Below are 11,970 nucleotides of genomic sequence, written 5' to 3'. Positions count from 1 at the left end.
TCTTTTATCTTGATGAGGGATTTTCGGGAATATCAGTAAGCTATTTTAATATAGTCACTATTACTTTATTCACTTTATTCGTAGTATGGCGTTGTATAAAAGAAATATGGCTGCTTAAAAATTTCCTGGGAAATTTGTCGAATCGGGCTGATTTGTTATTTCCAGAAAACATATCGTTATCCCCCTTCCAAAGAAAATACATTGAGGAAATGCTTGAAATAATCGAAAAAAAAGAACTGATGTTAAATCAATCAAAGGTCCAACTTCAGGAGGATACAGAAGACTTGTTGGCTTGGGTACATGAAATGAAAACACCATTAACTGCAATGAAACTAGTAATTGAACAGGTAGAGGATGTAAAGGTACGCAAAAAGCTTGAAAATGAGTGGATGCGTATTCATTTATTATTGGACCAGCAGCTCCATAGCACAAGATTAGCTTCCATCGAGAAAGATAATCGACTTGAAAAAGTAGAATTACGTCCTATTGTTTATAAAGAAATAAAGGATTTTCAATCTTGGTGCTTAGAAAAGGGGATAGGTTTTGAAATTGACGACCTTGAAGAAGTTGTAGTATCGGATAAAAAGTGGCTGGCATTTATCGTTCGACAGATACTGTCCAATGCAATTAAATATAGTCATAATAACAGCGAAATTAAAATCTATACAGAAACCAATGAAAAGGGAACGCAACTTCACTTTCAGGATTATGGCGTAGGAATTCCCCAGGAAGATTTGCCGCGTATTTTTAATAAATCCTATACGGGTACAATTGGTAGAGAATCAGTTCAGTCTACAGGGATGGGACTTTACTTAGCCAAAAATGCCGCTCAAAAACTTGGAATTCAAATTTTAGTAAGGTCATCACCCAATGAAGGGGCATGTTTTACATTAAAGTTTCCCAATCGAAATGAATATCAAAATATATTAGGTAGATGACAAAATTGTCACCTACCATTTTATTTTGTCATCTAAATCGAAGGCAGTTACAGAACTACCACTGTACAATGTAATTGTAATGAAAGGAGCGGAAAATATGGCTGTTTTAGTTGGAAGAAAAATAAGAAAAACATATGGTAAAAAAACGAATTCGCAAGAAGTTTTAAAAGGCATTGATATAGAAGTAAATAAAGGGGAATTTGTCGGCATTATGGGTCCTTCTGGCTCTGGCAAGACGACTCTATTAAATGTCCTATGCTCAATTGACCACCCAACAGAAGGAATTATTGAAATTAACGGTCAAAATTTACGTTCAATGAAAGAAAAAGCGCTGGCAAACTTTAGACGAGAACAGCTTGGATTTATTTTTCAGGACTATAATTTGTTAGATACTTTAACGGTTAAGGAAAATATTCTATTGCCATTTTCGATTAGTAAACTGCCAAAAGCTGTTGCTGAAAGTCGTTTGAAAGAAATTGTTGAATTGCTTGGGATAAAAGATATTTTAAATAAATATCCAAATGAAGTGTCGGGAGGCCAGAAGCAAAGAACTTCCGCAGCAAGAGCCCTAATCTCAAATCCTTCTCTAGTATTTGCAGATGAGCCTACTGGAGCACTCGATTCAAAATCGGCTACCGCATTATTAACAAATTTAGAAAATATCAATAAGGAAAAATCTGTGACAATAATGATGGTAACGCACGATTCTGTTGCGGCAAGCTTTTGTTCTCGTGTGTTATTTTTGAAAGATGGTGTGATCTACACAGAATTATATAGAGGAGATAAAACGCGCCAACAATTTTTCCAGCAAATTTTAAATACGCAAAGTGTACTAGGCGGTGATGGCTATGACGCTTAGTAAATTAGTTTTAAGAAGCATGCGTAAAAATTTAAAGCATTACTACTTATACTTCTTTGCTTTAATTTTTAGTGTAACATTATGCTTTTCATTTACTACGCTAAGGTACAACCCGACTGTTCAGGAAGCACTTAAAGAAAGTGGTACAGCATCCGCAGGCTTTGGAGCAGGGGGTTATATTTTATATTTTATTGTTACGTTCTTTGTTCTGTATGCAAATCATTTGTTTATGAAGCGGCGAAGCAAAGAATTTGGTTTGTTTCAATTGATTGGAATGACAAAAGGGTTAGTTGTTAGATTGATTGCACTAGAAAATATTATTTTATTTGTCTTGGCCATTAGTCTTGGGATGATTATTGGATTTTTTAGCTCTCGTCTTTTTGCGATGATTTTAATAAAAATGTTGGAAGTTGATATGATTGTGCATTTATCGTTTTCTCAGGAGGCATTTAAACAATCTGTAATCATCTTTTCAATTTTGCTTGTCGTCATATTGCTGCAAATGACATGGTTAATACGTAGTGTTTCTTTATTATCGTTATTTACTGCAGCTAAGACAACAGATGAACGAGTGAAACGCTTTAGTATTTTCCATATGGTAATGGGGTTACTAGGGTTGCTTCTAATTGTTTATGGCTACTACCAATCTACACTTTTATTTGATGCAGGAAAAAGCGATTTATTTAATAACCTATTTTTGCATATGCTAATTATTCTTGGGACTACTATTTTAGGGACGTATTTTGTTTTCCGTTATTCGGTTGCTTTAATCATGAATATGCTGCGTGGAAGCAAGAAAGGGCATTTAAACATAACAGACGTATTAGCTGTAACTCCTATTATGCATCGCATGAAGGGGAATTCGAAGTCATTAACACTAATTACTGTTTTAACTGGATTGTCAGTGGGTATTACAAGCTTATCCTACATTTCCTACTATTCATCAGAAACAAATGCAAGGCAGTCTTCACCGTATGATTATATTTTATTGAATAATCAAGGAATTGAATTTTTGGATCGATTAACTCTAGAAAACATTGAATATGAGAAAGAAACGTATGATATTGCAAGTGTTATGCTAGATATAAAAGACTTGGTCGATGATAATTTGAAGAATAGTCCTTTATTTAGTGAGGAGACCACAACACCTGTTATTCCCTTAAGTCAATTTCAACAAGTAGAGCCTAGTATTCAATTGAAAGAGGGAGAAGCTTTTGTCACAAGCTATGTAAATATACTTTCTGAAATATTACCTTTAAAAAAAGAACAGAACATAGTAGTAAGTTTAGGCGGGAAAGATGTTTCATTGTTCATTAAGGATATTCGAGAAGATTACCTTTTATCAAGCCGTGCTATGTATGGTGGCCCAATATTAGTTGTACCAGATAAGTTATTTGAGGAAATTAATACAGCTAATGAACAGCATGAGATTTATTCACAAATAGGAATAAACCTCGTACATGAAGAGGATATGCCGAAAGCTGAAGAGATTTATAGCAGCCTTGCTGAAGAGAGACAGGTAGTCTTAAATGACAAAAATTACACCCAATCATCGTATGAACAACTAAGGGAAAATAATATTGCTATTTTTGGTTTAACCATTTTTATAACTGCATTTTTAGGATTAGCCTTTTTACTAACTACAGGCAGCATTCTTTACTTTAAACAGATGGCAGAAGCTGAAGAAGAAAAAGCTTCATATATGATTCTAAGAAAAATCGGTTTTTCATCTTCTCAGATTATGAAAGGGATATATGCTAAACAAGCATTTAATTTTGGTGTGCCTTTAATAATCGGCCTACTTCACAGTTATTTTGCAGTAAAATCTGGTTGGTGGCTATTTGGTACAGAGTTAGTAGCCCCACTCGTTATTACAATGTGCTTATATGTGATGATGTATGTTATATTTATGATTCTTTCAATCGGCTATTATAAAAGGGTTATAAGAGAGTCATTATAATAGAAGGAAATCGTTATAATTTTTCGAATGTAGGGAAAATTATAACGATTTTTATTTGCATTGACTTTTAAATTTAATGAAGTTACACTTTAACACGTTGTTAATTTAGCAGATGAAAGTGTGAGGTAAAACAATGAACGCGGTTTTAATAGCGGTAATCGTCATGTTGGTTTTAAGCTTGTTCAGAGTTAATGTAGTAATATCACTTATAATCGGTGGTATCGTCGGTGGTTTAACTGGTGGGATGACGATTACAGAAACAATTGCTGCATTTAATGAAGGGTTAGGCGGAGGTGCAAAAGTAGCACTTAGTTATGGTTTGCTAGGTGGGTTTGCTGTAGCCATCTCAAAAACGGGAATTCCTGATTTACTTATTTCACTCATTCTAAAGGTTGTTCGTAAAGAAGGAGATTCAAAAAATAAGGTATTGGCAAAAGGGCTTATCTTTTTCTTCCTATTATTAATGGCTATCTTCTCTCAAAACCTAATTCCAATTCATATTGCATTTATTCCACTTTTAGTTCCACCAATTTTAAAGATCTTAAATTTATTAGAAGTGGACCGTCGCTTAGTTGCTTGTATAATTACATTCGGTTTAATTACACCATATATCTTTTTACCATATGGGTTTGGGTTTATTTATCAAGAGATCGTTGCTACACAGATGGGGCTTCTTGGTTTAGAAATTGACATGTCTGAAATACCAAAAGCGATGGCTATCCCGGCACTAGGTATGGTGTTTGGTTTGGTATGTGCATTCTTCTTCTATCGTAAGCCAAGAACATATAAAATGGTTAACATTGAAAAAGATGCAATTGAAGTAACGATTAAAAAACGAAATATTATTTTTACTATTATTGCTCTAATTGCAGCAGTGCTGGTTCAAATTCCAACAGATTCAATGATTGTAGGTGCCCTTGCTGGTATAGGAGTACTGTATATTACAGGTGCTTTGAAATGGAAGGATGCAGATGTCATTCTTTCTGATGGGATGAGAATGATGGCGTTTGTTGGATTCGTTATTATTGCAGCAAATGGCTTTTCATCTGTTATCAATGCGACTGGAGATGTAGAGACTTTAGTTGAAAATACATTGAAGATATTAGATGGAAATGTAAGTTTAGCAGTTTTACTTATGCTGCTTATCGGATTGATTGTAACAATGGGTATCGGTTCTTCCTTTGCAACAATTCCAATTATCGCAGCTATATTTGTGCCGTTATCACTTGAACTAGGTCTTAGTCCGTTAGCGATTATTGCGTTGATAGGGACAGCGGGTGCACTTGGAGATGCTGGTTCCCCAGCTTCGGATTCTACTTTAGGACCAACATCAGGTTTAAACTCAGATGGTCAGCATAATCATATCTGGGATACATGTGTACCCACATTCATATTTTATAATATTCCATTAATCATATTTGGCTGGCTTGCCATCGTATTTGTTTTATAAAACGAACGCTTCCTTGGATGAGGGAGCGTTGTTTACATTTAAAAGGCAATCCAAACTCAAATTACCATGAACTTTTTCGAGAAATAGTTTGAAAGAATGAATAATTTCTTTTATACTAATAAACGGTTCAAAACTTATTCTAGAAAAATGTCTTATAAAATGACAACAATTTAAAAGAATATAGCAAAAACGCTTGCTAATTCTTTTTTTATTGTATATAATGTTGAATGTTGGTCTTTGACTGCGATGAAGCGGGAGGTTGCCGACACACCCGGCCGCTTTGCCATGGCGAGCGTGTGGGAAATTTCCGTGGAGAATGTCTAGAAAATAGGCGAGAAGGAGGGAAAATAATGGCAAAACAAAAGATTCGTATCCGTTTAAAAGCGTATGATCACCGTGTTTTAGATCAATCTGCTGAGAAAATTGTGGAAACTGCTAAACGTTCAGGTGCAAGTGTATCAGGTCCGATTCCGTTACCAACTGAAAAGTCTGTGTACACAATTCTTCGTGCGGTTCACAAGTACAAAGATTCTCGTGAACAATTCGAAATGCGTACGCATAAACGTTTAATCGACATCATTAACCCAACACCACAAACTGTTGATGCGTTAATGAAACTTGATTTACCATCTGGCGTTGATATCGAAATCAAACTTTAATGGTAAAAACAAATAGAACTTTTTAATAATCACAGGAGGTGTGACAAATGACTAAAGGAATCTTAGGTAGAAAAATCGGTATGACTCAAGTTTTCGCTGAGAATGGCGATTTAATCCCAGTAACAGTTATCGAAGCTGCTCCAAACGTAGTGCTTCAAAAGAAAACTGTTGAAACTGATGGCTACGAAGCGATCCAAGTTGGTTTTGAAGATAAGCGCGTTAAGCTTTCAAACAAACCAGAGCAAGGTCACGTAGCAAAAGCGAATACTGCTCCTAAGCGCTTCATTCGTGAATTCCGCAACGTAAACGTTGAAGAATACGAAGTTGGTCAAGAAGTCAAAGTAGAAATTTTCGCAGAAGGCGATGTAGTAGATGTAACAGGTGTTACTAAAGGTAAAGGTTTCCAAGGTGTAATTAAACGCCACGGACAATCTCGTGGTCCTATGGCTCACGGTTCTCGTTACCACCGTCGTCCTGGTTCAATGGGTCCAGTAGCTCCGAACCGCGTATTCAAACAAAAAGCTTTACCTGGTCAAACTGGTGGCAATGTAGTTACGATCCAAAACTTAGAAATCGTAAAAGTTGATGCAGAACGTAACTTACTACTAGTTAAAGGTAATGTTCCTGGTTCTAAAAAAGCATTAGTTACAGTTAAGTCTGCTGTAAAATCTAAATAATTTCTCGAAGAAAGGAGGAAACAGGAATGACAAAGGTATCTGTACTTAGTCAAACAGGTGCTTCAGTTGGCGAAATCGAATTAAACGATGCAGTTTTCGGAATTGAGCCAAACGAAGCAGTATTATTCGACGCAGTAATCGCTCAACGCGCTTCTCTACGTCAAGGTAATCATAAAGTAAAAAACCGCTCTGAAGTTTCTGGTGGTGGACGTAAACCATGGCGTCAAAAAGGAACTGGCCGTGCACGTCAAGGTTCTATCCGCTCTCCACAATGGCGCGGTGGTGGTGTCGTATTCGGACCAACTCCACGCAGCTACAGCTATAAATTACCGAAGAAAGTTCGTCGCTTAGCTCTTAAATCAGCTTTATCAGCTAAAGTTGTAGAACAAAACTTCGTAGTTCTTGATGCATTACAATTAGATGCACCAAAAACTAAAGATTTCGTAGCGATCTTAAATAACTTAAACATTGATTCAAAAGCTTTATTCGTAACAGCTGAGCTAAATGAAAACGTAGCATTATCTGCTCGTAACATCCCTGGTGTAACTGTTTTAACAGCTGCAGGAATCAACGTTCTTGATCTATTAGGTCACGACAAAGTTGTTTTCACAAAAGCTGCAGTAGAAAAAGTTGAGGAGGTGCTTGGATAATGGAAGCACGTGATATCATTAAACGTCCGGTCATTACTGAGCGTTCTTCAGAACTTTTGGCTGACAAAAAATACACTTTCGAAGTTGATGTTCGCGCAAACAAAACTCAAGTTAAAGATGCTGTAGAAGCTATCTTTGATGTAAAAGTTGAAAAAGTGAACATTATGAATTACAAAGGTAAATTTAAACGCGTTGGTAAATTCGGTGGTTATACAAACAAACGCCGTAAAGCAATCGTTAAATTAACTGCTGATAGTAAAGAAATCGAAATTTTTGAGATCTAATATCTTAGAAGATATAAAGTGAACAATTAAGAAGGAGGGAAAACAAATGGCGATTAAAAAGTATAAACCAACCTCAAATGGTCGTCGTAACATGACGTCATCTGACTTTGCGGAAATTACTACTAATAAACCTGAAAAGTCTTTATTAGAACCAATCAAACGCAAAGCTGGTCGCAACAACCAAGGTAAAATTACTGTTCGTCATCATGGTGGCGGTCATAAGAAGCAATATCGCGTAATCGACTTCAAACGTCTTAAAGATGGAATTCCAGGACGCGTTGCTACTATTGAATATGATCCAAACCGCTCTGCGAATATCGCATTAATTAACTACGCTGACGGTGAAAAACGTTACATCTTAGCTCCAAAAGGATTAGAAGTTGGTCAAACAATCGAATCTGGTCCAGATGCAGACATTAAAGTAGGTAACGCATTACCATTAGCAAACATTCCAATGGGTACTACAATCCATAACATCGAGTTAAAACCTGGTAAAGGTGGACAATTGGTACGTTCTGCTGGTACTTCTGCACAAGTACTTGGTCGTGAAGGCAAATACGTAATCATCCGTCTACAATCTGGTGAAGTTCGCTTAGTATTAGCAACTTGCCGTGCTACTATCGGTCAAGTTGGTAACGAACAACACGAACTTATCCACATTGGTAAAGCAGGTCGTTCTCGTTGGTTAGGTAAACGCCCAACTGTTCGTGGTTCTGTAATGAACCCTAACGATCACCCACACGGTGGTGGTGAAGGACGTTCTCCAATCGGACGTAAATCTCCAATGACACCTTGGGGTAAACCAGCTCTTGGTTATAAAACTCGCAAGAAGAAAAACAAAACTAATAAGTTAATCATTCGTAGTCGCAAAAAATAATGTGATAAAACTACGGTTCGGTATTCCGGCCGTGGTGGAGTCACGGAGGGAGGTTCCTAAATGGGTCGCAGCTTGAAAAAAGGACCTTTTGTGGATGATCACTTAATGAAAAAGGTTGAAGCACAACAAGGTTCTGAGAAAAAACAAGTTATTAAAACTTGGTCTCGCCGTTCTACTATCTTCCCGAATTTCATCGGACTAACGATCGCAGTATATGATGGACGCAAACATGTTCCTGTATACGTGACAGAAGATATGGTAGGTCATAAATTAGGCGAGTTCGCACCAACACGTACTTACAAAGGTCACGGTGCGGATGACAAGAAAACAAGACGCTAATTTTGAGAGGAGGTAAATCCTAATGACACAAGCTAAAGCTATCGCTCGCACAGTGCGCATCGCTCCTCGTAAAGTTCGCCTAGTAGTAGACTTAATCCGAGGCAAGCAAGTTGGTGAAGCAGTTGCAATTTTACGTCATACTCCAAAAGCGGCGTCTCCAGTCGTTGAGAAAGTATTAAAATCTGCAGTTGCTAACGCTGAGCACAACTATGAATTAGATGTAAACAACCTAGTTGTTTCTGAGATCTTTGTAGATGAAGGTCCAACATTAAAACGTTTCCGTCCACGTGCACAAGGACGTGCAAGCGCAATTAATAAACGCACAAGCCACATTACTGTAGTGGTATCTGAGAAGAAGGAGGGTTAATCCGTGGGTCAAAAAGTACATCCAATAGGACTGCGAGTTGGTATTATTCGTGACTGGGAGTCAAAATGGTACGCTGAAAAAGAATATGCGACTTTACTTCACGAAGATATTAAAATTCGTAAATATATCGAATCTGCTTTAAAAGATGCATCAGTTTCTAAAGTAGAAATCGAGCGCGCTGCAAATCGCGTAAACATTACAATTCACACTGCGAAACCAGGTATGGTAATCGGTAAAGGCGGTACAGAAGTAGAAAACTTACGTAAATACCTTAACGATTTAACTGGTAAACGTGTACACATTAACATCGTAGAAATTAAAAAAGCTGATCTTGATGCTCGTTTAGTAGCTGAAAACATCGCTCGTCAACTTGAGAACCGCGTATCATTCCGCCGTGCTCAAAAACAAGCAATCCAACGCACAATCCGTGCTGGTGCAAAAGGAATTAAAACACAAGTATCTGGTCGTTTAGGTGGCGCTGATATCGCGCGTGCTGAACATTACAGCGAAGGAACTGTTCCACTTCATACTCTTCGTGCTGACATTGACTATGCTCATGCAGAAGCTGACACTACTTATGGTAAATTAGGTGTTAAAGTATGGATTTACCGTGGTGAAGTCCTTCCTACGAAGAAGAACTCTGTGGAAGGAGGCAAATAATTATGTTATTACCAAAACGCGTTAAATATCGTCGTGAACACCGTGGTAACATGCGTGGTGAAGCGAAAGGCGGTAAAGAAGTAGCTTTTGGTGAATGGGGCTTACAAGCAACAACTGCAAGCTGGATCACTAACCGTCAAATCGAAGCTGCCCGTATCGCAATGACACGTTACATGAAACGTGGCGGTAAAGTTTGGATTAAAATTTTCCCACATAAACCTTACACTAAAAAGCCTCTAGAGGTACGTATGGGTTCTGGTAAAGGTTCTCCAGAAGGTTGGGTAGCAGTAGTAAAACCAGGAAAAGTAATGTTTGAAGTTGCAGGTGTATCTGAAGAGATAGCACGCGAAGCACTTCGTTTAGCATCACACAAACTTCCTGTTAAATGTAAAATTGTGAAACGTCAAGAAACTGGTGGTGAATCTAATGAAAGCTAATGAAATCCGTGACCTTGCCACTTCTGAAATTGAATTAAAAGTGAAATCACTGAAAGAAGAGCTTTTCAACCTTCGCTTCCAATTGGCGACTGGTCAATTAGAAAACACAGCTCGCATTCGCGAAGTTCGTAAAGCGATTGCGCGCATGAAAACTGTGATTCGTGAAAGAGAAATCAGCGCAAATAACTGATAAGGAGGTTTGAAAGAATGACTGAGCGTAACCAACGCAAAGTTTACACAGGCCGTGTCGTTTCAGATAAAATGGACAAAACAGTTACTGTTCTTGTTGAAACTTATAAGAAACACAAATTATACGGAAAACGTGTAAAATACTCTAAAAAATTCAAGGCTCATGATGAGTTAAATGAAGCGAAAATCGGTGATATCGTACGTATCATGGAAACTCGCCCGCTATCAGCTACTAAGCGTTTCCGCCTAGTGGAAATCGTAGAAAAAGCGGTTATTATTTAATACATTTCGGAAACATTCATATTCCGAAGGGAGGTAACCTAAGTGATCCAACAAGAAACTCGTATGAAAGTTGCTGACAACTCAGGTGCACGTGAAGTTTTAACAATTAAAGTGCTTGGTGGTTCTGGCCGTAAAACTGCTAACATCGGTGATATCGTAGTTTGTACAGTTAAGAAAGCAACACCAGGAGGCGTTGTCAAGAAAGGTGACGTTGTTAAGGCTGTTGTCGTTCGCACAAAATCTGGCGTTCGCCGTAAAGATGGTACTTATATTAAATTTGACGAAAATGCTTGCGTAATCATCAAAGACGATAAGTCACCACGCGGAACTCGTATTTTCGGGCCTGTTGCACGTGAATTACGTGATAGCAACTTCATGAAAATCGTTTCATTAGCTCCAGAAGTTCTTTAATTTCATGATAGTACCAATCAAGGAGGTGCGACACATAATGCATGTTAAAAAGGGCGACAAAGTAAAAGTTATTACTGGTAAAGATAAAGGTAAAGTTGGCGTTGTTCTAGCTGCTTACCCAAAACAAGACCGTGTTCTTGTTGAAGGTGTAAACATCGTGAAAAAGCACGTTAAACCTAACCAGTTAAACCCACAAGGTGGAATCGTAAGCCAAGAAGCTGCAATCCACGTATCGAACGTAATGCTAATCGATCCTAAATCTGGCGAGCCGACTCGTGTAGGTTACAAAATCGAAGATGGCAAAAAAGTTCGTGTTGCAAAAAAATCAGGTGCAGTAATCGACTAATAAGTAAATTGAGAAGGGAGGTACGAACATGAGCCGCCTAAAAGAAAAATATTTAAAAGAAGTTTCTCCTGCTCTAATGAGCAAATTTAATTATAAATCAGTAATGCAAGTGCCTAAAGTTGAAAAAATCGTTATCAACATGGGTGTTGGTGATGCAGTACAAAACTCTAAAGCATTAGATGCTGCTGTAGAAGAATTAACAATCATCACTGGTCAAAAACCAGTAGTAACAAGAGCGAAAAAATCGATTGCAGGTTTCCGTCTTCGTGAAGGAATGCCTATCGGTGCAAAAGTTACACTACGTGGTGAACGTATGTATGAATTCTTGGATAAATTAATTGCTATCGCACTTCCACGTGTACGTGACTTCCGTGGTGTTTCTAAAAACGCATTTGATGGTCGCGGAAACTACACATTAGGTGTTAAAGAACAATTAATTTTCCCTGAGATCGATTACGATAAAGTTTCAAAAGTACGCGGTATGGACATCGTGATCGTAACAACTGCGAATTCTGATGAAGAAGCTCGCGAGTTATTGACACAATTCGGTATGCCGTTCCAAAAGTAATAAAACAAGGAGGGCGA

18 protein-coding genes are annotated in these 11,970 nt (G+C 37.7%); all 18 read left to right on the top strand.

All coding sequences use genetic code 11. The features are described from left to right. Positions 1-209: 209 nt before the first annotated feature. Entirely contained in the window at positions 210-938 is a 729-nt protein-coding gene (locus MKY04_RS21370) for a sensor histidine kinase (RefSeq protein ID WP_346235099.1), read from the top strand. Between the two features lie 97 nt (positions 939-1,035). Further along, entirely contained in the window at positions 1,036-1,797 is a 762-nt protein-coding gene (locus MKY04_RS21365) for an ABC transporter ATP-binding protein (RefSeq protein WP_126292381.1), read from the top strand. Beyond that, positions 1,787-3,757: an ABC transporter permease gene (locus MKY04_RS21360; protein WP_346235098.1), complete on the top strand. Its 1,971-nt coding sequence runs from the start codon at positions 1,787-1,789 to the stop codon at positions 3,755-3,757. Before MKY04_RS21365 ends, MKY04_RS21360 begins: the two co-directional genes overlap by 11 nt. 133 nt (positions 3,758-3,890) lie before the next feature. Further along, positions 3,891-5,207 carry a Na+/H+ antiporter family protein gene (locus MKY04_RS21355; RefSeq protein ID WP_126292322.1) on the top strand — a complete coding sequence of 439 codons (1,317 nt, stop codon included), beginning with the start codon at positions 3,891-3,893 and terminating at the stop codon, positions 5,205-5,207. Positions 5,208-5,557: 350 nt separating this feature from the next. Continuing rightward, complete coding sequence (gene rpsJ, locus MKY04_RS21350; protein WP_036172433.1) at positions 5,558-5,866, top strand: 30S ribosomal protein S10; 309 nt, start codon at positions 5,558-5,560, stop codon at positions 5,864-5,866. 47 nt (positions 5,867-5,913) lie between these two features. Beyond that, the gene (rplC, locus tag MKY04_RS21345; RefSeq protein WP_126292321.1) at positions 5,914-6,543 is read left to right on the top strand and encodes a 50S ribosomal protein L3; all 630 of its coding nucleotides are present in this window, start codon (positions 5,914-5,916) and stop codon (positions 6,541-6,543) included. Between the two features lie 26 nt (positions 6,544-6,569). Further along, a complete protein-coding gene (gene rplD / locus MKY04_RS21340; protein ID WP_126292320.1) occupies positions 6,570-7,193 on the top strand; it encodes a 50S ribosomal protein L4 in 624 nt (207 codons plus the stop codon). Continuing rightward, a complete protein-coding gene (gene rplW / locus MKY04_RS21335; protein WP_126292319.1) occupies positions 7,193-7,477 on the top strand; it encodes a 50S ribosomal protein L23 in 285 nt (94 codons plus the stop codon). The genes rplD and rplW overlap by 1 nt, the downstream gene beginning before the upstream one ends. 46 nt (positions 7,478-7,523) lie before the next feature. Next, positions 7,524-8,354 carry a 50S ribosomal protein L2 gene (gene rplB / locus MKY04_RS21330; RefSeq protein ID WP_126292318.1) on the top strand — a complete coding sequence of 277 codons (831 nt, stop codon included), beginning with the start codon at positions 7,524-7,526 and terminating at the stop codon, positions 8,352-8,354. Between the two features lie 60 nt (positions 8,355-8,414). After that, positions 8,415-8,693 (top strand): 30S ribosomal protein S19, encoded by a 279-nt coding sequence (rpsS, locus tag MKY04_RS21325; RefSeq protein WP_126292317.1) that lies wholly within the window; start codon positions 8,415-8,417, stop codon positions 8,691-8,693. Between the two features lie 22 nt (positions 8,694-8,715). Next, positions 8,716-9,060: a 50S ribosomal protein L22 gene (gene rplV, locus MKY04_RS21320; protein ID WP_036183146.1), complete on the top strand. Its 345-nt coding sequence runs from the start codon at positions 8,716-8,718 to the stop codon at positions 9,058-9,060. A 3-nt stretch (positions 9,061-9,063) separates the two neighbouring features. After that, positions 9,064-9,720 (top strand): 30S ribosomal protein S3, encoded by a 657-nt coding sequence (rpsC, locus tag MKY04_RS21315; RefSeq protein WP_126292316.1) that lies wholly within the window; start codon positions 9,064-9,066, stop codon positions 9,718-9,720. Positions 9,721-9,722: 2 nt separating this feature from the next. Next, a complete protein-coding gene (gene rplP, locus MKY04_RS21310; protein ID WP_126292315.1) occupies positions 9,723-10,157 on the top strand; it encodes a 50S ribosomal protein L16 in 435 nt (144 codons plus the stop codon). Beyond that, complete coding sequence (rpmC, locus tag MKY04_RS21305) at positions 10,147-10,347, top strand: 50S ribosomal protein L29 (RefSeq protein WP_004233646.1); 201 nt, start codon at positions 10,147-10,149, stop codon at positions 10,345-10,347. The genes rplP and rpmC overlap by 11 nt, the downstream gene beginning before the upstream one ends. A 17-nt stretch (positions 10,348-10,364) precedes the next feature. Further along, positions 10,365-10,628 carry a 30S ribosomal protein S17 gene (rpsQ, locus tag MKY04_RS21300; protein WP_036172453.1) on the top strand — a complete coding sequence of 88 codons (264 nt, stop codon included), beginning with the start codon at positions 10,365-10,367 and terminating at the stop codon, positions 10,626-10,628. 42 nt (positions 10,629-10,670) lie between these two features. Then, complete coding sequence (gene rplN / locus MKY04_RS21295; RefSeq protein ID WP_126292314.1) at positions 10,671-11,039, top strand: 50S ribosomal protein L14; 369 nt, start codon at positions 10,671-10,673, stop codon at positions 11,037-11,039. Positions 11,040-11,076: 37 nt separating this feature from the next. Further along, on the top strand, positions 11,077-11,385 hold the full coding sequence (rplX, locus tag MKY04_RS21290; RefSeq protein WP_126292313.1) for a 50S ribosomal protein L24: 309 nt from the start codon (positions 11,077-11,079) through the stop codon (positions 11,383-11,385). Positions 11,386-11,413: 28 nt separating this feature from the next. Further along, on the top strand, positions 11,414-11,953 hold the full coding sequence (rplE, locus tag MKY04_RS21285; protein ID WP_126292312.1) for a 50S ribosomal protein L5: 540 nt from the start codon (positions 11,414-11,416) through the stop codon (positions 11,951-11,953). Positions 11,954-11,970 lie beyond the last annotated feature (17 nt).

Source organism: Lysinibacillus telephonicus (genome assembly GCF_039654155.1).
GTDB lineage: Bacteria > Bacillota > Bacilli > Bacillales_A > Planococcaceae > Ureibacillus > Ureibacillus telephonicus.
This window is presented reverse-complemented; position numbering and strand designations above follow the sequence as displayed.

What these genes read in the sequence shown, in the direction of transcription:
- rpmC (WP_004233646.1), top strand. Translation starts at nt 10,147, where the DNA reads ATGAAAGCTAATGAAATCCGTGACCTTGCCACTTCTGAAATTGAATTA.
- rplE (WP_126292312.1), top strand. Translation starts at nt 11,414, where the DNA reads ATGAGCCGCCTAAAAGAAAAATATTTAAAAGAAGTTTCTCCTGCTCTA.
- rplP (WP_126292315.1), top strand. Translation starts at nt 9,723, where the DNA reads ATGTTATTACCAAAACGCGTTAAATATCGTCGTGAACACCGTGGTAAC.
- rplC (WP_126292321.1), top strand. Translation starts at nt 5,914, where the DNA reads ATGACTAAAGGAATCTTAGGTAGAAAAATCGGTATGACTCAAGTTTTC.
- rplD (WP_126292320.1), top strand. Translation starts at nt 6,570, where the DNA reads ATGACAAAGGTATCTGTACTTAGTCAAACAGGTGCTTCAGTTGGCGAA.
- rpsQ (WP_036172453.1), top strand. Translation starts at nt 10,365, where the DNA reads ATGACTGAGCGTAACCAACGCAAAGTTTACACAGGCCGTGTCGTTTCA.
- rplV (WP_036183146.1), top strand. Translation starts at nt 8,716, where the DNA reads ATGACACAAGCTAAAGCTATCGCTCGCACAGTGCGCATCGCTCCTCGT.
- rplX (WP_126292313.1), top strand. Translation starts at nt 11,077, where the DNA reads ATGCATGTTAAAAAGGGCGACAAAGTAAAAGTTATTACTGGTAAAGAT.
- MKY04_RS21355 (WP_126292322.1), top strand. Translation starts at nt 3,891, where the DNA reads ATGAACGCGGTTTTAATAGCGGTAATCGTCATGTTGGTTTTAAGCTTG.
- MKY04_RS21370 (WP_346235099.1), top strand. Translation starts at nt 210, where the DNA reads ATGCTTGAAATAATCGAAAAAAAAGAACTGATGTTAAATCAATCAAAG.
- rplB (WP_126292318.1), top strand. Translation starts at nt 7,524, where the DNA reads ATGGCGATTAAAAAGTATAAACCAACCTCAAATGGTCGTCGTAACATG.
- MKY04_RS21365 (WP_126292381.1), top strand. Translation starts at nt 1,036, where the DNA reads ATGGCTGTTTTAGTTGGAAGAAAAATAAGAAAAACATATGGTAAAAAA.
- MKY04_RS21360 (WP_346235098.1), top strand. Translation starts at nt 1,787, where the DNA reads ATGACGCTTAGTAAATTAGTTTTAAGAAGCATGCGTAAAAATTTAAAG.
- rpsS (WP_126292317.1), top strand. Translation starts at nt 8,415, where the DNA reads ATGGGTCGCAGCTTGAAAAAAGGACCTTTTGTGGATGATCACTTAATG.
- rpsJ (WP_036172433.1), top strand. Translation starts at nt 5,558, where the DNA reads ATGGCAAAACAAAAGATTCGTATCCGTTTAAAAGCGTATGATCACCGT.
- rplW (WP_126292319.1), top strand. Translation starts at nt 7,193, where the DNA reads ATGGAAGCACGTGATATCATTAAACGTCCGGTCATTACTGAGCGTTCT.